Origin of the sequence: Hahella sp. HNIBRBA332 (genome assembly GCF_030719035.1) — a bacterium.
GTDB lineage: Bacteria > Pseudomonadota > Gammaproteobacteria > Pseudomonadales > Oleiphilaceae > Hahella.
In genome coordinates this window covers 6,150,135-6,168,826 of the sequence record NZ_CP132203.1, presented here as the reverse complement: position 1 = coordinate 6,168,826, position 18,692 = coordinate 6,150,135, and the positions used below count along the sequence as shown (strand labels likewise).

Here is an 18,692-nt window from a genome sequence, read left to right as displayed (position 1 = left end):
GTCATCCCGCTGCAGCCCCCTCATTGAAGAGTGACTCGCCGCCCAACTCCTGATTGCGATCCTTAAGTTGCTTCTCGTAAAGCTTGGCCATCAGATCCGCCTGCGCTTTTTGCTCATCCGACAAGGTCTGGTATTTGTCTGTGCTGCGGAACCAGTCGACGCTGAGCTGATCTCCCAGCTTCTCCGCCACCAGGTTCCAGGCATAGGCTTCAACCATCCGGTCTTCAGAGAAATACGCCTCGGACAGAATCGCCGCAGCGTGCTTGTGCCCTCTTTTCAGCGCTTCGCCAAAATAGCTTTTCGCCAGAGCGGGGTAATTCACATCTTTACGGAAATCGGGGTGTCTGGGATTGTCTTTAATGAAGTACAGATAGCGCTCGCCCAGATGCACCATGGCGTTGGTGTCGCCCTGCGTCGCCAGAGACTCCAGCGTCGTGAGGTCATAGCTGTGCAACTCTGGAGGAATGAGATATCCCATGTCTTCAAGCCACTGCTTGGGATAGCGCTCCGCCAGACTCATTTCCGCCGCGGCGTTTTCCGCATCGGCCTTATCGTCCGCTTTGTCAGCTTTTTTCGCGTCGGACTGCGCCGTCGACGCGCCATTTGCGACTGCCGGGCTGAACGCCGTTGCGTCCATCGCCGCATCCGCTGGTATATCCTGATCCGTCATTGCTGCTGAATCAGCCGTCGCGGATTTCCCTCCCGTCTTCTGCTCAACCTCAGATCGGGCGACAGCGCCTGTCTCCGCCATCAGCCATCCCTGGGTAAAACTGTTATCGGTGGCGAGCACCGCTGCGCCAACGGCCAACATGCCGCCGCTCAGGGCGAATATGGTTTTCTTCCCTATCATTGCTCCTCTCCATCACCTGTTGTCAGGTTGCGATTGGTTAGGTTTACGCATGGTCCCGGGCCTTCAGCCCGGCGCCCCCAAGCCCAGGGTCGCCGGACCGTAGTCCGGGTAAACTTTGCGTCTCAGCATGTCCGGCTCAAGGCCGGGCTGACTGCCTTAGTGATCGAAGCGTCCGCAAATCCAGGGCGGGCAGCCCGGGATTCCGCCACTGGCCCCGCCACCGCACAACCAGGGTGGACAGGGAATCGTGCCGCCGTCTCCGCCGCATAACCATTCAGGACAAGGGATACCGTGATCGTCGCCGCCATCGCCGCACAGCCAGGGCGGGCAATGGCCGTCGTCACCACCGTCATCGCCTCCATCGTCTCCGCCGTCGCAGATCCAGGGCGGGCAGTCTCCGTCATCGCCGCCGTCGTCACCACCATCATCGCCGTCGTCTCCGCCGTCGCAGATCCAGGGCGGGCAGTCTCCGTCATCACCGCCGTCGTCACCACCATCATCGCCGCCGTCGTCGTCACCACCATCATCGCCGCCGTCGTCACCACCATCATCGCCGTCGTCTCCGCCGTCGCAGATCCAGGGCGGACAGTCTCCGTCATCGCCGCCGTCGTCACCACCATCATCGCCGTCGTCTCCGCCATCGCAGATCCAGGGCGGGCAGTCTCCGTCATCGCCGCCGTCGTCACCACCATCATCGCCGTCGTCTCCGCCATCGCAGATCCAAGGTGGGCAATCGCCATCATCACCGCCGTCGTCTCCACCATCATCCCCGCCGGGATCGCCGCTAATGGCGAAACAACCTTCCTCACGCTTCTGATAGCCTTCACGGGTGTAGCTTTCGCGCTGTTGCGGCGTACCATGCTCCGAGTAGTCTGCCGCGTCGCGCGCTGAGCGTACGGCGTTTTCAATGAAAGAGGCGTAGCCTAAGTCCGTTTCCGCATACTTATCGAAATTTCCAGCGAAGCAATCCGCCTGCAATTCCATATAAGGCGCTTGTAAACGAATGTTCTTGGTGAACTGGATGGTGTGTCCCCACTCGTGCGCAAGGATAGACTTGGCCACGTACTGACCGTATTGGCTTTCCTGACCGCTCATGAAGCGAGTGCCGACGCTGATGCGATTAGGGGAGCAGGCTACCGCGCTGGGGCTGGGTTCCCCGCACGCCTGTTGATCGACATAGATCTGGGACTGTACATGACGACCGTATAAGCCTCTGATTTCTTCACCGCTGTCCCGCAGATACTGTTCATCCACATCCGCCATGACGCCGGCTGCCGAAGACAGCAGCAACAAGGCGGCGCAATACTTAAGGAAACGATTTATCCTTATCATTTAAAACCTCGACGTTAAGTTAACCTGAAATACCGAGCGTTCCACTTCCCATGGCGGCGCATCAGGCTTGGCCAATCCCTCTCACTTCCTGGGGACGGCGATGCTGCTCACAGAGGACAACCAAAACACGGATCAAACCGCGCCTACACACATTCAACTGTTGGATTCGGGAAGATGTTTACAGCTTGATTTAAGACTGCCGTTAAGCTGCAAGGTAATCGTAGGAAGGCCACAACCCCATGTAAATCATGACATTTTCATAATCCAGGGATAGACCGGAGTGTAAAGTTGGCGGAAAATTGGCCTACGTCCGCAGGCTTCGCCGGTTATATTTGTCGTTTATAAAACTTTTTGTCCACCGCCATAACGGGAAAGCTTTGCGGAAGATCTGCAGGGGAAACTTCAGTAAAACTGTTTTTTTCGTAGAAGCGGTGAGCGGCGAGAAATTGCGGCGTAGTCCCCAGGAAAATTTCATGAACTTTTTTCACTTCACACCATTGCACCAGTGTTTCCAGTAACTTCGCCGCCACGCCCAATTGGCCGCCTCGATAGTCCTTATGCACGAACATCTTGCGTAATGCGCCCTGTCCTGCGCCAATATCCAGCAGCGACACCGTGCCGACCACAAGGTCCTGCTCCACATCCATGGCCACCCAGAAATTGCCGGCGCCGGACTGGTAATAATCTTCGATATGCATCAGGTCTGGCTGTTCTTCCGCGGTAATCGGCACGCCGAATTCGTTGCGCTGAATATTAATGATTAAAGACAGGACGCCGCTTTGATGACGCGCTCCATAGGGAAGTACTTTCAACATCGCCGGACCTCATTCATTTTCTCTCTTAACCTAATCGGGGCGTCGCAGGGGATTTCAAGCAGCAGTCGCCCCGACGTCCTGAAACCTTAATAAAAACAGATCAATATTGACGGGTTTTCACGCAAACTAACGCTTTCAGTTTGTTTGTCATCAAATTCGATGTTTCTCGCAGGCTTCCCCTAGCGCCTGCGATTCCAGTTCATGCAAGAACGTAAGGAGTATTATATGGGCGCCGCAAATCTGACGACTTCTATCTTCGTTGACTCCACCGAAAGTAAGGTCAGACGCTACTTTCCAGACTCTAAACTCGCTCAACTTTACCTGGCGCTTGACGCTACGGATGAATTTTACGGAGCCGGCGTCACCTTCATCGCGCTGCGTCCCGTTACCTTTGTCGCCGGCGGCGATCCATTAAATCCGCCTCCCCTCTTCGATATCAAAGTGTTACGCCACAGTTGCCGGGCTGACGGCAAAACCGTCTACATTCGAGAAGTTCAGCTCCCCCCCAAAGCCACTAAGGAAGAGGTCGTGGCGACGGCCAAGTCCAGCCTCGGCAAAGAACTTACCAATGCCGGTCTCAGTTGCACCGGCGCAGCCATCGGCTGGATCTTGGTAATTGGAGAAGCTGGCGGCGGCACAGTGTCCGCCGGCGCAGCCTGGGCCGCCATGCCATTGACCATGGCCGCCACCAGCGCCGCCACCTTCCAATGTGGGGTCGCCATCGGACGCACGACCAATGTGGTGCGCGGCAACGCTCACTACAATGAGTGGCTGGATGAGTCCCCAGAGTTCGGCGCGCTCATGATTGCACTGGACGTCATTCAAATCGCCGACGTTGTCAAAACCTTGGGGAATCAGGCCATCCTCTATCGCTTCCTGTCCAACAAAGGCATTGGCAGCGGCAACCTCTTGAAGATGTATCAACAACTGCCTCGCGCCAGCAGAAAACGTCTGGCGGAAGAGCTGCTGAAGTTTGACCACCCTGAGTTGATGAAGAGCCGCAAGCTGCTCAAAGAAATTCTCAGCGGAGCCAGAATGCTCGACGACGGCAGCAAGGCGGTGAAAGTGTACACACAGACCCAGGTGCAGATCCTCATGCGCACCAAGTTCCTGGAACTGCTGGGCTCCGGCATCACTATAAACGGCAGCAGCGCCGGCGCGATGACCGCAGCGCAAGGCGGTATTGGCTTCATTATTGGTTTTGGACAGAAATAATCAGACAGGAAGGCAAATGATGCGCGCAATCACTTGGACCGGTTGCGCCCTGCTTGCGTTAACGGCGGGGTGCTCCCAAATGACCGCAAAGAGCGCACCGCCCTGGCTGCAGGACTCACTCAGGGACGGCGGCGCAGGCCCTCGTATGGTCATCGTACCCAAAGGCGTCGGCGTGGTTGGCGATCAGCCGCCTAACGCCTCTACCGACGAGGGACCTCGTCATGAAGTCGTGGCGCAACGCCCTTACGCGATCAGCGCCACCGAAGTGACATTCGCGGACTACGACCGCTTCGCCCGGACCACACATCGCGCCTTACCCTCTGATGAAGGCTGGGGCCGCGGCGAGCAACCTGTCATCAACGTCAGTTGGGATGACGCCGTCGCCTACACGCGCTGGTTGAGCGAGCAAAGCGGACTCAACTACCGCCTGCCCAGTGAAGCGGAGTGGGAATACGCCGCGCGAGGCGGAACGCAAACCCATTACTGGTGGGGCGAGGAGTACGTTCAGGGCGTCGATCACTGCGACAAGGATCTGGGCGGCTGTCCTGCCGGAACCGCGTTGTTCCACCCGGGACCGGTAGGGCGTTTCAGCGCTAACCCTTACGGTCTGTATGATGTCTCAGGCAACGTGGCGGAGTGGACGCAGGACTGCTATCACGACAGTCATGAGGGCGCAGGAAAAAGCATGGCGCCAAGAGTGGACGGGGACTGTAACGCCAGGGTGGTGAAAGGCGGGACCTGGATGAACACCAGTCCTTATGTGCAACCGTCCATCAGAGCTGGCGTCGAGCCGGATGAACGAGTCAGAACCATCGGTTTCAGGGTTGTGCGAGAAGTCCCCTGACCGGTGCGATCTCCCTCTCAACAGGAGCGCAAAAATGAAAACCACCTGCCCCCGCTGCAAAAGAGCGTTTTCTGCCAGACAGTTTATTCAGACTCACCGCAGCGGAGTGAATGTGGAGCGTAAGTGCCCGAATTGCGGCTGCTGGTTCCGCCTTACCTCACAAATGGCCTGGCTGCATATCGCCGGCCTGCTGGGCTTGTTGATTCCAAGTCTGGCGAATCTCGCGCTCGGTCCCGGACCTCACCAGATTCCTCTGGCGTTGGCCTCCTTTCTCGGCGGATGCGTAGCGCTCGGCGCCATGTTGTACGGAAAAATGGTGGTGGTCAGACGTCGCGACCACCACTGATATCGACGACTGCTCACAGTTCGTTACAGTCATTGACAGCAACACCGCCGATTATCAACTAAAATTATCTCTAACCTCAGGGTTGCATGACTTGCTGTCTGCGACCGCCTTGTTTTTCAGAAGTTTGGGACTTAACAAATGGTCAGACGCATTTTTGTCGTAGCTGCGCTGCTGAATCTTTCTGCATGCGCCACCATGAACGAAAACGAATGCCGCAACGCAGACTGGCGCGTCATCGGTTATGAAGACGGCGTAGCCGGCCGTTCAGCCACTTACCTCTCGCAACATAGAGAGGCCTGTTCGGATTACAATGTTGCGCCTGACCTGGACGCTTATCGCGCCGGTTTTGACGACGGCGCCCGCAATTACTGCAAGCCGCAGAATGGTTTTGACCTGGGTCGCGGCGGCGATGCCTACAAAGGCCAATGCCCGCCTGACTTGGAGCCGGTGTTTATGCGCGCGGTGGAAAGCGGGCAATTCGTCCGTTATATGGAGAAGGAAATCAGGGACGCGGAAGATAAGCGCACATCCGCAGAAAAAGATTTGGACAAGAACCGCGATAAAATTGACGCCATTGAGAATGAGCTGGTCAATGGCTCCGGCGATGCGCAGAAGCGCCGCGACTTGCTGAAGCAGATGCGCGAGCTGGAAAACCACCGGGACGACCTGAATTACGAGCTGCGTCACCTGGATGCGAAGATACGGGAATACCGAAGTGTGATCGACAGTATTATTGTCGAACAACCCTGGATGAAACCCTAAATCGTTCCCTGCGAACTATCTATTGATTCCACTGTAAAGGGGCGTCATTGCGACGCCCTTTTTATTACCGTGACCCGTCCTGAATAGAGTTGACACCTGTTCCAGGACTAGACACCGCCTAACAGGAGACTCAACAGACCTATATCCGCTGCGCCAGCCAGATCAGTCCCACCAGGCTGGTCAGCAACGAGGAAACGCCGCCGAGCTTCAGGCCATGACGCCACTTAAACATTACGTAAGCGGGGATCAGCAGCAACGCGATGATCGCCACCTGCCCTATTTCCACGCCCAGGTTGAACATCAGTAAACGTCCCCAAACGCCTTCCCCGGAGCTAAGCTCCCGCAGCAGGTAACTGAAGCCCACGCCGTGAATTAATCCAAAGCAGAAGATCACCCACCAGCGATTACGGTATACCTTGTCCCAGTCCACGCCTGCGCGATTTTGTCGCGCTAGGTAGTACAGGTTCTCCAGCCCCAGGAAAACGATGGTAAGGGCGATCAGAGGCTCCGTCACGGAGGGTGGAATGGAGATGACCTCAAAGGCGGACAGCGCCAGAGTAATCGAATGCGCCAGTGTGAATGAGGTCGCCCATAGCAAGATGCGTCCGAAGGAAGCCGGCACCAGCAGCAGACATAACAGGAACAGAATGTGGTCCGCGCCTTGCCAGATATGCTCCATACCCACCCAAAGAAACGCCGGGTCAATCACGCCGCTTTGCGCCGCGCTAGCCTCATCCTGAGCCCCTTGATCGTCCGCCAGTGGATTCTCCCAACCCTCCACATCCAAACGACGATGCGGGTCCATGGCCAGAAACTCCGGCGACAGACGGGAACCCCATTCCTGCAGTAGCTTTGCTACCGGCAGGTCCAGCTTTTGTCGATCAAAGGTAAAGCGCATGCGCATGCGGTTGTCCGCCATAAACACCCGCACATAATTCTGATGGCCGCGCCACTGCTCATTGAACAGCTCGTAACGAATGCTGACCGCCTCCATGCCCTGCGGGCACTGATAAGTCAGGGTGTATTGGTAGGAGGCGATTTCCGGCAACGCCTTCGCCTTGCGATCCTCCAGAAAACAGGCGCGCTTGCCCGCCGCCACGAACCAGCCGGCGGCGACCTGCGTGATGTAATCCTCCGGCGGCGCCACGCGCATCTCTACGTTGGGCTCCAGTTCCAGAAGGTTGTCGCTGGGCAGCGTGTAGATGACCTTCACGCCCGGCTCGGCGATCTGAATAGAAGTATCGGTGAATCCGCTTAAATGCGCGGACGCCATCATTGATAACGTCCACAGACTGATTGAGATTATTATTTTCCTTAGCATAATTAACGCCTACGACTGGTTTCCTTCAGTATTCAGGCTCCGCCGCCGCGACTGCGGCGACAGACGCCATGATTTCCCTGTTAGCGAACGCCAGCGACTTTCCTTCTCACCAGCAATCCCAAGCCTCCTAACGCCAGCATCCACATTGAAGCAGGCTGCGGCACGGAGTGGATGCGCACATCCTTGCGCCCATCGATCACATCGCTTCCCGACAAATACAACAGCCCCAGATCTGGATTCGAAGCGCTATCGCCAAACAGACTCAGCTGGGACAGACCTGCCGCGACGGCGCTGAAGCTCAAGCGCGCCAGCAGTATGCCAGCGCCGCTGTCGCCCGCCACGCCGGGAAATACAGACCCCGCCACGTCGATCCCGGGAAACAGCGCGGAATCATCGTCCCAAGGGGCTCCCACCGTGCTATCGATAAGCTGGAGCACACCGGCGTCAAAACCAAGATTAAAGCCAAACGCCAATAGCTCATCGCCATCGAACACGCCGTCAAACGGCTTCTCCAGAATCACATCCACATAGAACGCATCGCCCACCACAATATGGTCCGTCGACGTCTGGAACGAAATGTATGAAGCCCGCGCGGAAGCCGACAGGGCAAGCAGAATCACAGCGAAAACATGCAACAACTTCATGGAGTACTCCTGACTACTGACTACTGAATAGTAAAGCTATCGGAACCGGAGGAGCCGGGGCCTCAGCCCCCGCTCTTGAACATCGCGTACCACAACCGGTAATCCTGGCGACCAATGCAGCCGTCACCGTCGTAGTCCGCGTCCGTCTGATACCCAGCGTCGCCATCGCATTTTCCGAACATGCTCCGCAGCAGATCCCGGTCGACGCTGTCCGCTACGCCATCGCCGTTCAGATCTCCCGCCACCGCCGCTTCGCCGACACTGAAAGTCACCCTATTGGAGACTTCGGTGTAGGAGTCGTTGGTGTACATGGCCATAAAATACTCGCCGTCAGGTAAATCATCGGTAAAGGTGACGCTGCCGCTGGCGGCGCCGTCGAAATACAGATAGGCAACCAGCTCGCTGCCGGTCTGACCCGGTACCGCGCCCTGCTCGAAAATGCCGAGGTAATCCTTAGCAATGCCTGGACCGCCGCTGAAGTTGGCGACGATGTCCTCACCGGACTCAAAGTGGGTTTTCAGCAGGCTCAGTTCCGCAATGCGATCGCCGACCGAGAAATAAACCCGGTTGGAGACTTCGGTATAGCCGTCGTTGATGAAGAAGACAGCGAAGTAATAGCCTTTGGCCAGGCCGGAAAAGTCCGCGGTTCCTGAGGTTTCCGGCGCATATTGCCATACGCTGGAAGACTGTTGACCGGGAACCTCGCCCACGCGATATACGCCGATCCAGTCCTTGGCGCCGCCGCTGGAGCCGCTCCAACTGACCGTCGCAGTCTCTCCTTCATCGTACTCCGTGTCCGTCATGGACAGTTCCGCCACCGGACCAATGTAGAAGTTCGCGCGCTCCGCCATTTCCGAATAGCCGTCGTTTTCGAAGAAGCCCACAAAGTATTCGCCATCAGCCAGACCACTGAAGGTCAGACTGCCGGTCGGGCCGTCCACGTAGGACCATTTGGTGGCGCGCACGGCGCCGGGAGTCTGGCCTTTCTTATACACGCCGACCCAGTCTTTGGCGTTACCGTAGCCGTTCTGATGATGCGCCACCACGTCTTCGCCGCTGCGATATTTGTCCTTGCTGACACTGAGCCCCGGCTCGCCGTCAGTGCTGCCTGCAACGGTAAAGGCTTTAGCTTCGGACCAGTCGGACCAGAGGATGTTTTTATCGCGATGGCGCACGCGGATGAAGTAGTCGCCATTGGGCAAGCCATTGGCGGGAATTTCCCAGGCCAGAATGTCCACGCCGGCGTGGATATCCACCGGCTCATACTCCGGCGCGCCGGTATCCCCGAAGATATTCTCAAAATCGCGGATTTTATCGACTTTCAGATCGTTGAACCCTGCATCGGCGGCGATCTGAAACTGGGTGCTGTTCATCTCTTCCGGCTCGCCGCTGCTGAAAGGCGAGCTGTTAAATACGAAAGGCAGGCTGACAGGCCCTTTCACTTCCGTGGTGATGCTCGGCTGATAGGGCTTCTGCAAATCCAGTTTACGATGGAAGGAGTCGATGAGTCGGCTGTTGTAGTGGAAGCCTTTGGTTTTGTATAGCAACGGATGCGCTTCCGCATAGGTTTCCACCGTCATTTCCCGCGCCGGCAGATCAAGGTCGATGACTTGCCATGCCCAGTTGGCGATGGTCTTCTGCACGTCGTCGAAGTCTTGCTCCGTAGACTGTCCCCAGTACTGATCCCAGGCGGTGCCGCCGGAAATCATGTGATAGGACGGCCACTCCCGGGTCTGTCCGCGGGCGTACAGGTGATGGTGTCCGCCAATGTTGAGCACATGTTTTTGCGAGCTGGACAGGATCGCCATCCAGGCGTCGCGCAGCGGATGGGAAATATCGCCGATGTACTGCTCCGCCTGATAAGGGTGGTGAATAATGCTGATAATCCAGTCCACGCTGGCGTCCGCATCCGCAGCAGCGACAACCTGGGTCAGCCAGTTCTGCTGCACGGCGTCCGCCTTCATGCTGTTCAAGTGGATGACCACCAGCCGCCCCACCTGATAGGCGTAGTAGCTTTCGTTAGGCGCGCCGGAGATGCCCTGATAACTCAGACCGTCATAGAAAAAGTGGGCGCGATAGTTGTTGAGGTCGCCGTCATAGTAGTATTCATGGTTGCCCACGGTGGTCATGATGGGCACATTCGGAGAAATCGCCGCCGATTGCGCGAAGTGCAGGTTGGCGTAATGATCCAGCGTGCCGACGTCCACTTGGTCGCCGTCATTGAGAATCAGATTAACGGCCTCTTCAATCGGCTCAGCGTACTTGTTTTCCAGTTTGGCTTTCGCCGCTTTCACCAGCTGCTCATAGCGATTCTCATTGCGAATCTGGTGGTCGCCCATAACCAGAATGCGGTAGTGGCCGGAGCCATCGCCTCGCGCCGGCTGGGTTTTAAAGCGATAGACAGCGGAGACCTCAGCGCCGGTTTGCACCCGATAGTAATACAGCGTATCCGCTTGCAGTCCCTGTAATTGCACGCCGTGATACTGATAGTCCGAGCTTAACGACTGCACGCCGCCGCTAGCGCTTTGATCCAGCCGATCCGCCGCGACGCCATACTCAACCCGGGACTCGGAGCCGGACGCGGTTTTCCACGAGATCCAGATCGATGTGTCCGTCGGACTTTGCAGATAAGGTTTGATTTCCGCCGACGCCGCTCCAGCGAGCAGCGCCAATAAAAACGCCAGGCATGCCGCAGCAAACCTGTGATGACTGGGTTGCATGTTTCCCTCCCCCTCGTTGCCGGATTGTTCAGGCGACTTCCGCTTCACCTCCGGGACAGTGTAGTCGCTGGAAGGGAATCAGCCTGTTTTTTCGGAATTTGATGTTTTGAAATGAAAAATCACGGCTATTACAGAGGGTGCGCGTTTCAACTTAAGGTCAGTTAAGTGACGCTTGTGCGACAGTTTTATGAACTCAGAACGATTCGACCACGCTGGTTTTCACCAGTTCCGCCGAGTCAGAATGGGCGACGATTCGCTCTGGCGCCTCCAGGTTGCGGCGTTGCAGCGCGTCTCTTACGCTACCGCACAGCGCTTCGCTTTTACGACGACACAAACGCATGCTGCGGGCGGCGACAAACTGCAGATCCGGCCTCACGAAATAACGGTTCAGACGCAGGTAATCGTCCAAAAACAGATTGAAGGTATCCATGTAGCGCGTTTCATCCAGCCAACCGGGCTCCTTGTGTAGCAGCAAGGTCTGGTACTCATGCTCCACCACCGCCGTGGCGAAGGTGTTTTTCGCTTTCAGCCCCAGCATGCGGTTAATACCTGGTCCAGGCTGCTTTCCTGCGCCAGTTTTTCCGATTTCACCCGCATTTCCACCGCTTTCATTTCCTGCAGCAGATAATAAGGCGGCGTGATCTGATGGGTGGCGATAATAGCCATCGCCTGTGCGATAGCGCGCTCCGCCGGAGGTAACTTCTCCCTGTACAGATAGGCCTTCGATAACCACATCAGCGCCTCCAGGTTTTCTGGATCGCCAGCGCCTTTCACTGCGCCGATCACCGTAGAGGCTTTGGCGAAATATCCTGCGGCAAGCTCCGGCTGATTCATGAACATGTACTGTTCGCCCAGATAGCGGTAGGTTTTGCCCACTTGGTAATGATTTTCGGGGTATAACTTCTGCCGGATCGCGAGAGCTTTCAGCATGTAGCGCTCCCCGGACTCCAGGTCGCCGTCCCAGGTGGCGAGGGTGCGGCTGAGTTCCGCATAAGCCGCTGCGGTTTTCTCGTCCAGTTCACCCAGATTGGCCTGATAGATGTTCAAGGCGCGGCGACTGATCTCGATCTTGCTCGCACTGTCCCTGACGAACCAGTTCAGTAGCCAGAGCGCATCGCCCGTCTCCGTAGCATCCACGCCCAGGCTCTCGGAAAACAAGGCGATGGCTCTCTCCGCGTTCTGCTTCCCCGACGCCAACGCTTTGGGGCGGTCGCAATAGGGATAAATGCACTCCAGTTGCGCCATGGCCATCCAATAATAGCCCCGCCCCAGCAGCTCTTTTCTCGATTCGTGCGCCATGCGAATCAGATCGAGGGTATAACGCGCTATCTCGTAGGCCGCCTGTCTCTCGTTCATCGCCACCAGGGTTTCCACCAGCGCGAATTTTATGCGAACCACTTCTTCGGCGTCCTTACCGTGAATCTCCTCCCCCATTCTGACGCTTTGATCCAGCACCATACGCGCGTCGGCGTAATGTCCGCCGGCCAGATAACAGGCAGCGAGAAAACGTAACTGACGCAGGCGTTCCGCCGGAGAAAGCTTGCGTTGGTCGATACGGGGACGCTCTTCGTCAAGCATCGCTTTCAACGCGCTTTCATGTCGGCTGCCGGTGGTCTTGTATCGCGCCAGCATATCCAGCATGAAGCGGTTCATTTGCACAGAGTCGTTCTGGAGTTGCAGATTCTCCTCCTGCGCCTGTCGCAACGCCTGTTTTTGCGCCATCCCCCAGATCAGCAGACATAAAAAGAATCCGCCAACGGCCAGACGCTTGAAATCAAAACGGGAAGGACGTGGACTGGGAGGCGCTATCTCGACAGGCGCAGGCGAAATCGTAACGTCAGACGGCGCGTGTTCCGCCTCCAAGCTGCCGGGGGGTAGCGGAGCCGCCGTCTCCTGTTCAGGTGGCAGTTGAGGTTGAGGCTCTGGCTGATCGGGGCGCACTGGAGCCACCGCCGCTTTCAGCCGGTAACCGCGCTTGGGCGCAGTGGCGATGTAGTCGCGGGATTTATCCTCAAAGATATGGCGCAGTTCGAAAATACTGCGTTTCAGGACGTTTTCGCCTACGAAACGTCCTTCCCAGACCTGGTCGAAAAACTCTTCCGTCGTCACCACCCGGTCGTGGTGGCGAATCAATAATACAAGCACATCGCAGGTTTTGACGCGCACCTGATGAACCAGGCCATCGGCCCGGGCGATGGTTTGATTGCGAGGGTTGAATAACCAGACGCCGGCGATGTTGTATTCTTCCACCGCGTCGTCAAAGGCTTCTTTATTGCGCGTATGTAGAATAGGAGAAGCGACTTCCAAGTCCGTCCCTTTGCCGTCCATTATCCATTTCCTTGTTATTCCTTTTCTATGCTGAGGCCACTGGTTGATTATCGGCGGACAGCCGCCGTCATGACTTGGCGCCAGTCATTATTTGGAGTAGTAGGCCTCTTCCCAACGCCGTGGTTGGAACGCGCCATTCTATCAGTATTTTTTGCGCTACCGCTTACTTCTTTTGGCTATCGCTGGCGCTTCACTCCCCCGAGAAAGCAATAAATTCAACAAAAATTTCAGGTTTTTTCGTTGTGTTTACAAAACTTTTTCAGGTTTTCACAACGAAGAATCATTAGCTTGAGCGGGCGTCTCAAAGGCGCAGATACAACAACAATTTTTACGGCATATAGGAAAAGGAAACTTCATGAAAAAGTTAACTTTGGGCGTTCTTTGCGGCGCCGCGCTACTGGGCTCCATGGCGGGAACCGCAGCGGCGGATACCCGCGGCGTGCTCTTATTTGATAAAACCGGCTCGATGGCTTCCCCACGCTGGGACGGCGCCAGTCGCTGTGAGTTCGGCAAGACGTTGATGGTCTCCAAGGCCGCTTCCTTCGTCAGCAGATTCAACGGCGATTATCTGGACATCCGCGTATTCGACGGCCGCGGTTCGCTGCGCTCCATCAGCGGCGGCTATCAGCATGTGGCGTCCGTGCTTCCCGTCGGCAGCACACAATGGAACACATTCCTCAATAAGCTTCGCTCCGATCTGAGCGGCGTCTCCTGTTCCGGCAACACCGCCCTGGGGGATGCGCTTTGTGAAAGCGCTGACTCTCTGCGCAGCCTCTACGCTGACGGCGACAAGCTGATGATGACCATCGTCACCGACGCTGGCGAGAATGCGTCCGGCGCCTGCGGCGGCGCCAACTATGTGGACAACAAGGTGAAGCCGAAGATCCTGGCCAACCCTGTCATCCAGTTCGACGTGGATATTCTTGTCAGCGGCAACGTGGGCCTGCGTGCGGCCAGAGCGGACAAAGAACTGGTTGAGCTGGGCAATCTGGAAGAGATGCTGGCGGTGTCGGATATGGAGCGCAGCTCCCTGGCGCGCACCATGCCCAGCGACGAAATCAGTCAGTTGAAGTCACTGGCGGTGCAAAGCGGCGGCACGGCGAAAACCATCGCCGACAAGGACACCTGCAACGGCGAATGCGACCCGGATGGTCCTTGGTGATCAAGGACGCTAGCGCCAGTCATCCAGACAATTAGCCATCACCCCGTACGGGCGCGGCCTTGTCGCGCCCGTACTTCCCAAAGGAATTCATTATGTCCGCACACCGTTCCCTGACCGGCTTATGCAAAAAGCTTGCGGTCGCCGGCTTTGCATTGTGTTTCCTGATCTCCGGCGCGGCGAGCGCTGAGACGAGCATCAACGAAACCGTTTTGATATCCGGCGACGGATTCGAACTAAAACAGATCACCACCACCGACGATCAGGGCTTGTCCCGCAACGTCGAACTCTACTATATCCACAGCAGCGAAGGCGTTGAAAACGCCTATTTATATGGCGGATTGCCGCAGGCGGAAAAGGAAGAGCTGGAGCAGGAAATCCGCGAGGATAACGGCAACTGGCTCACCGCCAACCGCACAGGAGAAGATCGTCCCTTCGCTGACACCTTCGACGCCTGGATCATCGATCGCCGCGGCGCCAATCTGACGTCACAGGCGGAGGCGCAGCTCTATATGGATGAGTTCGGCCTGCAGCCGGACACAGACGACAGCCCTCTGGGCGCGCGCTCCTCACGTTTGTTGGGATGCGGCGGATGGAAGGATAAGAACAAGACCTTCGATAAGAGCATCGACAAGACGTTCAGCCACAACAAACGTTTTGGTCAGGACAACGCCTACATTGATTTCGCTGGCAATATGAATGTGGACGCCGACGTGCGCCTGGAGCTGCACTACAAGTACAAGCGCAAGTTCTGCATCCCTTATAAGTTCAAGGTGCGTCATGTGGTGGCCAAGTCCAACTACGACGTCTCCGGGGAGTTCAGCCTGACCGGCGTGGCCAAGCACGACTTCGGCAACCTCAACTGGGAGATCGCCGAACCCAAGCTGATGGAAACCGTGTTCTTTGTCGGCCCGGTTCCGGTTCTGGTGAAACTGAAGCTGCCTATCGAAGTCGGCACCGGCAATATTCAGGTGCAAGCCACCGGTAAGATCGCCGCAGTGAAACCTCTTCGCTACAAGGGAGATTTTGACTACACCTGCACCACCCATTCCTGCACCAAGAACAGCGCGCATCACCAGAATCTGAGCGGCGACCTGCGCAACAGTCTGGGTGCGGAAATCAGCGCCAAGGTCAACCTGGAGCCCTATCTGCAGGTGGCGGCGAAAGGCATCGTCTACGGCGAATGGTTCCTGTACGCGCAAGTCGGCGCCAAGCCGTCCTTCCCCATTGAGCTGTTCGGCTACTACGGCAACCTCTGTGGCGATGGCGACAACAACGGCGTTCGCGAGACAGTCAACGCCGCCCTGGGTACCGTAGATTTTCGCTTCGGTCTGACCGCAGAAGCCAAGGTATTCGGCGCCTATATTCTGCGTCCGCAATACTGGCAGATCTGGCGCACCGGACTGGTTTTCTTCGACTTCCTGAGACCCTATAGCAGCGCCCTGTCCCCGGAACTGCGTCCCGCCTACGACACAGCCGTTCCCACCAAGGTGAATATGCCGGTCTCCATCCGCAGCTGCGTGGGCGACATCGTCTCCAGACATCCCCGCGACTACACTGTAGACTGGGGCGACGGAACCCGTATCGCGCTTAACAACCTGGGGTCACAGCAAACCGTCTCCCACAACTACACCGTCAACGGCTACTACCTCGTACGCGTCACCCAAAAAGGCGGCGCTTATACGGAAGTACCCGTGATTATTGACGATGATGAATGGTGAGATAGGCGCTGAATAGCTCGTCCCTCTTGTAACAACACCGCCAGCCTGTTCGACACAGCGCTGGCGGTTTTTTTAATGAGACGCTCTGGGAAGTCCTTCGACAAGCTCAGGACGAACGGGGGTACTGGATGGAATCGCTCTGAGAAGTCCTTCGACAGGCTCAGGACGAACGGGGAATGCTGGAGTGAACGGAGTAATGTAGGGTAATGTCTGAAGGAACGAGATTACCGAAGCGAGCGGAGTAAACTCCAAATATTCTGACGCGCTCCCCTAGAAGACCCCAATCCCTTTCGCCATAGCAATACACTGTTGAGCCCTAATGATGCTCCGTTCGTCCTGAGCCTGTCGAAGGACCTCCCAGAGCGCCCCAAAAACCGTTCCAAGGCCGTAAAAATCTAACCACAAAACCCCAACAGCCCGCTCGTCCTGAGCCTGTCGAAGGACTTCCCAGAGCGCCCCAAAAACCGTTCCAAGGCCGCAAAAAATCTAACCACAAAACCCCAACAGCCCGCTCGTCCTGAGCCTGTCGAAGGACTTCCCAGAGCGCCCACCAACACTACTTAACCCTAGACTTGGACAAACGCACCACAGCCTCCCAGTCACCATTAATCAAAGCTTCCTTCTTAGCCCGACTCCATCCCTTGATCTGTCTTTCCGAGGCCAAGGCTTCTTCACGCGTCGCAAACGTTTGGGAATAAACCAGTGTCACAGGTCTACGGTTAAACGTATAACAATCAGGAAACACGCCCTCATTATGTTGGTAAATACGCGCTTCAAGATTATCCGTGTGTCCGGTGTAGTAACTGTTATCTGCACACTTCAGGATGTAGGTGAAAAAGCTCAATCTCAAACTCCTTTTTGATATTCATCGCCCTGGGAAGTCCTTCGACAAGCTCAGGACGAACGGTGGATCATTAGGGCGCCAGCAAGTATTACTAATAGAATGGGCGGTGTTCTAGGGGGAAGCGCCTCAGAACATTCCGAATGGTATCCACTCATCATATCTACCCCTCTTGCTCTGCCATACCCCGTTCGTCCTGAGCCCGTCGAAGGACTTCCCTGAGCGTCTCACCAGAAGCTCGCAAACCACCACAAAACTCCAAACTCACCTGCCATACCACGTTCGTCCTGAGCTCGTCGAAGGACTTCCCTGAGCGTCTCACCATAAGCTCACAAACTACCTCAGAATCCCAAACTCACCTGCCATACCCCGTTTGTCCTGAGCCTGTCGAAGGACTTTCCAGAGCGTCGCACAAACAATCCATCACCTCCCAAATTCCCAGACACACCCCGTTCGTCCTGAGCTTGTCGAAGGACTTCCCAGAGCGTCGCCACCCAATAACCCATCGTCCCAGGCTTGTCCGAAACTTGATGAATAAGCCCGCGTCCAGTTTCTCTAATGTTGCAGGATCGCCGTTTCAATAAACGCGCTGTATTTATCTTTCATTGGTAGTTCATAGTCGACTTTGAGTCGTTTACGCAAGGCTGTCACTGATTCGCCGGTCTTTGGGTTAAGTGCTTCCTTCTCGTACTGCTCCCAGTACAGGCCCACGCCTCGCTTTTGCCAGTTGGGCAGTTCATTGAAGTTAACGCCTTTTTGAAACAGGAGTTCGTTTTTATTGGCGATGGAGACTTTGCTCAAACTTGCCGCGGCGGTTTCCGGGTCTACGCCTTCTTTACGCATGGCCCAGTAACAATGGGCGTTCAATGCGTTGCGATGGGCGTCTTCGTTACGCCAGCGAAAGTAATCCACCACCAGACGCGGATTCGGCAGTTGGCAGATACGGCAGTCAAAGGCGCCGATGTCTCCCAGCATCAGACTGAATTTAGCGCTGGCTTCTCCTGCAAGCAGGGAGTTGAGCTTGCGCTCCTTGCGGTTGAAGCTGTTGTCGTCAGGATGAAACAGCAGCGAGATTTCATCGCTTTGCGTGTAGCCATAAACAATGTTGAACCCGCTGTTCATCAAATGGTCCACCGTCGCCACCATCATGTCCCGAAAGCGCACATCAAAGGGCGCTTCGAAATCATGCGTTTCCTTGGTCAGTTTGGTGAAACCCCTGCCGTCGATGCGCGCCACGATGTACATGCCTGGCAACACACAAAAATCATGGGCGGTCTCATACACCCGCATTTTCTTATCGAGATCGTTAAATTTCACTGCGCCACTCTTCCACTATAAATTCGCCATCGTTCAGCCGGACGTAATACAACGCGTCAAACCCTTCTGCGTATTCCGGCAACTCCATCTTTGCATAGACGCTGCGCAGTCCGGCGTCAGGGATTCGCTCTTTGCCTTCTCTGCCGCTATTACGGGCCATGCAGTCCGCCAGAGAAGAACTAAAGTAGTAACCCGCCACACTGAAACGCCCGCGCCGAAACAGATCAATATATTTACCACGCCCTTCCCGGGTCGGGTTGGTATTGTCGATGACCACCGGCTGCTTGGCCTCTATGCATGCGTTGAGCAATATGTCCTCCCGTCGCCGGGTTTTCAGCATGTCCATATTCAGACGCAGATGCGTCCTGTAAAACTGCTGCAAATAAAACGAGGATTTTCCACTCGCCTGTAGCCCAATAAAAATCACACCCTGCACGGTTCCTCCCATTCTTCGTCCGCATCAGGCGAACATACCGT

The 18,692-nt window shown here is 56.2% G+C and carries 17 protein-coding genes; 6 read left to right on the top strand and 11 right to left on the bottom strand.

Going from position 1 to position 18,692, the window contains the following annotated elements; translation table 11 throughout:
• Position 1 precedes the first annotated feature (1 nt).
• The 3 genes from O5O45_RS27310 to O5O45_RS27300 all read right to left on the bottom strand — a co-directional run bounded on the left by O5O45_RS27310 (position 2) and on the right by O5O45_RS27300 (position 2,997).
• Positions 2-850 (bottom strand): hypothetical protein, encoded by an 849-nt coding sequence (locus O5O45_RS27310; RefSeq protein WP_305902465.1) that lies wholly within the window; start codon positions 848-850, stop codon positions 2-4.
• Positions 851-1,006: 156 nt separating this feature from the next.
• Positions 1,007-2,182, bottom strand: a complete 1,176-nt coding sequence (locus tag O5O45_RS27305) for a neutral zinc metallopeptidase (protein WP_305902464.1) — start codon at positions 2,180-2,182, stop codon at positions 1,007-1,009.
• 326 nt (positions 2,183-2,508) lie between these two features.
• Positions 2,509-2,997, bottom strand: coding sequence for a GNAT family N-acetyltransferase (locus O5O45_RS27300; protein WP_305902463.1), 489 nt, complete (start codon positions 2,995-2,997; stop codon positions 2,509-2,511).
• Positions 2,998-3,222: 225 nt separating this feature from the next.
• On the opposite strand from O5O45_RS27300, the gene O5O45_RS27295 reads away from it, so the two are divergent.
• The 4 genes from O5O45_RS27295 to O5O45_RS27280 all read left to right on the top strand — a co-directional run bounded on the left by O5O45_RS27295 (position 3,223) and on the right by O5O45_RS27280 (position 6,164).
• Entirely contained in the window at positions 3,223-4,212 is a 990-nt protein-coding gene (locus O5O45_RS27295) for a hypothetical protein (RefSeq protein ID WP_305902462.1), read from the top strand.
• A 16-nt stretch (positions 4,213-4,228) separates the two neighbouring features.
• Complete coding sequence (locus O5O45_RS27290) at positions 4,229-5,056, top strand: formylglycine-generating enzyme family protein (RefSeq protein ID WP_305902461.1); 828 nt, start codon at positions 4,229-4,231, stop codon at positions 5,054-5,056.
• 34 nt (positions 5,057-5,090) lie between these two features.
• Positions 5,091-5,402 carry a hypothetical protein gene (locus tag O5O45_RS27285; protein WP_305902460.1) on the top strand — a complete coding sequence of 104 codons (312 nt, stop codon included), beginning with the start codon at positions 5,091-5,093 and terminating at the stop codon, positions 5,400-5,402.
• 138 nt (positions 5,403-5,540) lie between these two features.
• Positions 5,541-6,164, top strand: a complete 624-nt coding sequence (locus O5O45_RS27280; protein WP_305902459.1) for a DUF2799 domain-containing protein — start codon at positions 5,541-5,543, stop codon at positions 6,162-6,164.
• 139 nt (positions 6,165-6,303) lie between these two features.
• Here the strand turns inward: O5O45_RS27280 and O5O45_RS27275 are convergent, their stop codons facing one another.
• The 5 genes from O5O45_RS27275 to O5O45_RS27255 all read right to left on the bottom strand — a co-directional run bounded on the left by O5O45_RS27275 (position 6,304) and on the right by O5O45_RS27255 (position 13,177).
• Positions 6,304-7,485, bottom strand: coding sequence for a HupE/UreJ family protein (locus tag O5O45_RS27275; protein ID WP_305902458.1), 1,182 nt, complete (start codon positions 7,483-7,485; stop codon positions 6,304-6,306).
• A gap of 80 nt (positions 7,486-7,565) precedes the next feature.
• Entirely contained in the window at positions 7,566-8,129 is a 564-nt protein-coding gene (locus O5O45_RS27270) for a cohesin domain-containing protein (protein WP_305902457.1), read from the bottom strand.
• Between the two features lie 62 nt (positions 8,130-8,191).
• Positions 8,192-10,849, bottom strand: a complete 2,658-nt coding sequence (locus tag O5O45_RS27265) for a fibronectin type III domain-containing protein (RefSeq protein ID WP_305902456.1) — start codon at positions 10,847-10,849, stop codon at positions 8,192-8,194.
• 193 nt (positions 10,850-11,042) lie between these two features.
• Positions 11,043-11,387 carry a hypothetical protein gene (locus O5O45_RS27260; protein ID WP_305902455.1) on the bottom strand — a complete coding sequence of 115 codons (345 nt, stop codon included), beginning with the start codon at positions 11,385-11,387 and terminating at the stop codon, positions 11,043-11,045.
• Positions 11,375-13,177, bottom strand: coding sequence for a winged helix-turn-helix domain-containing protein (locus O5O45_RS27255; RefSeq protein ID WP_305902454.1), 1,803 nt, complete (start codon positions 13,175-13,177; stop codon positions 11,375-11,377). Before O5O45_RS27255 ends, O5O45_RS27260 begins: the two co-directional genes overlap by 13 nt.
• Positions 13,178-13,532: 355 nt before the next feature.
• On the opposite strand from O5O45_RS27255, the gene O5O45_RS27250 reads away from it, so the two are divergent.
• On the top strand, positions 13,533-14,339 hold the full coding sequence (locus tag O5O45_RS27250; RefSeq protein ID WP_305902453.1) for a vWA domain-containing protein: 807 nt from the start codon (positions 13,533-13,535) through the stop codon (positions 14,337-14,339).
• Positions 14,340-14,431: 92 nt separating this feature from the next.
• Positions 14,432-16,057: a PKD domain-containing protein gene (locus O5O45_RS27245; protein WP_305902452.1), complete on the top strand. Its 1,626-nt coding sequence runs from the start codon at positions 14,432-14,434 to the stop codon at positions 16,055-16,057.
• Positions 16,058-16,613: 556 nt separating this feature from the next.
• Here the strand turns inward: O5O45_RS27245 and O5O45_RS27240 are convergent.
• From O5O45_RS27240 to O5O45_RS27230, 3 genes are all read right to left on the bottom strand, one after another.
• Entirely contained in the window at positions 16,614-16,901 is a 288-nt protein-coding gene (locus O5O45_RS27240) for a GIY-YIG nuclease family protein (RefSeq protein WP_305902451.1), read from the bottom strand.
• A 552-nt stretch (positions 16,902-17,453) separates the two neighbouring features.
• Positions 17,454-18,215: a tRNA(His) guanylyltransferase Thg1 family protein gene (locus O5O45_RS27235; RefSeq protein ID WP_305902450.1), complete on the bottom strand. Its 762-nt coding sequence runs from the start codon at positions 18,213-18,215 to the stop codon at positions 17,454-17,456.
• Positions 18,205-18,663 (bottom strand): ATP-binding protein, encoded by a 459-nt coding sequence (locus tag O5O45_RS27230; RefSeq protein WP_305902449.1) that lies wholly within the window; start codon positions 18,661-18,663, stop codon positions 18,205-18,207. Before O5O45_RS27230 ends, O5O45_RS27235 begins: the two co-directional genes overlap by 11 nt.
• Positions 18,664-18,692 lie beyond the last annotated feature (29 nt).

Coding starts and splice junctions, on each gene's coding strand:
- O5O45_RS27280 (WP_305902459.1), top strand. CDS start 5,541: ATGGTCAGACGCATTTTTGTCGTAGCTGCGCTGCTGAATCTTTCTGCA.
- O5O45_RS27230 (WP_305902449.1), bottom strand. CDS start 18,663: ATGGGAGGAACCGTGCAGGGTGTGATTTTTATTGGGCTACAGGCGAGT.
- O5O45_RS27300 (WP_305902463.1), bottom strand. CDS start 2,997: ATGTTGAAAGTACTTCCCTATGGAGCGCGTCATCAAAGCGGCGTCCTG.
- O5O45_RS27260 (WP_305902455.1), bottom strand. CDS start 11,387: ATGCTGGGGCTGAAAGCGAAAAACACCTTCGCCACGGCGGTGGTGGAG.
- O5O45_RS27305 (WP_305902464.1), bottom strand. CDS start 2,182: ATGATAAGGATAAATCGTTTCCTTAAGTATTGCGCCGCCTTGTTGCTG.
- O5O45_RS27255 (WP_305902454.1), bottom strand. CDS start 13,177: ATGGACGGCAAAGGGACGGACTTGGAAGTCGCTTCTCCTATTCTACAT.
- O5O45_RS27245 (WP_305902452.1), top strand. CDS start 14,432: ATGTCCGCACACCGTTCCCTGACCGGCTTATGCAAAAAGCTTGCGGTC.
- O5O45_RS27275 (WP_305902458.1), bottom strand. CDS start 7,485: ATGCTAAGGAAAATAATAATCTCAATCAGTCTGTGGACGTTATCAATG.
- O5O45_RS27265 (WP_305902456.1), bottom strand. CDS start 10,849: ATGCAACCCAGTCATCACAGGTTTGCTGCGGCATGCCTGGCGTTTTTA.
- O5O45_RS27285 (WP_305902460.1), top strand. CDS start 5,091: ATGAAAACCACCTGCCCCCGCTGCAAAAGAGCGTTTTCTGCCAGACAG.
- O5O45_RS27270 (WP_305902457.1), bottom strand. CDS start 8,129: ATGAAGTTGTTGCATGTTTTCGCTGTGATTCTGCTTGCCCTGTCGGCT.
- O5O45_RS27250 (WP_305902453.1), top strand. CDS start 13,533: ATGAAAAAGTTAACTTTGGGCGTTCTTTGCGGCGCCGCGCTACTGGGC.
- O5O45_RS27290 (WP_305902461.1), top strand. CDS start 4,229: ATGATGCGCGCAATCACTTGGACCGGTTGCGCCCTGCTTGCGTTAACG.
- O5O45_RS27295 (WP_305902462.1), top strand. CDS start 3,223: ATGGGCGCCGCAAATCTGACGACTTCTATCTTCGTTGACTCCACCGAA.
- O5O45_RS27310 (WP_305902465.1), bottom strand. CDS start 850: ATGATAGGGAAGAAAACCATATTCGCCCTGAGCGGCGGCATGTTGGCC.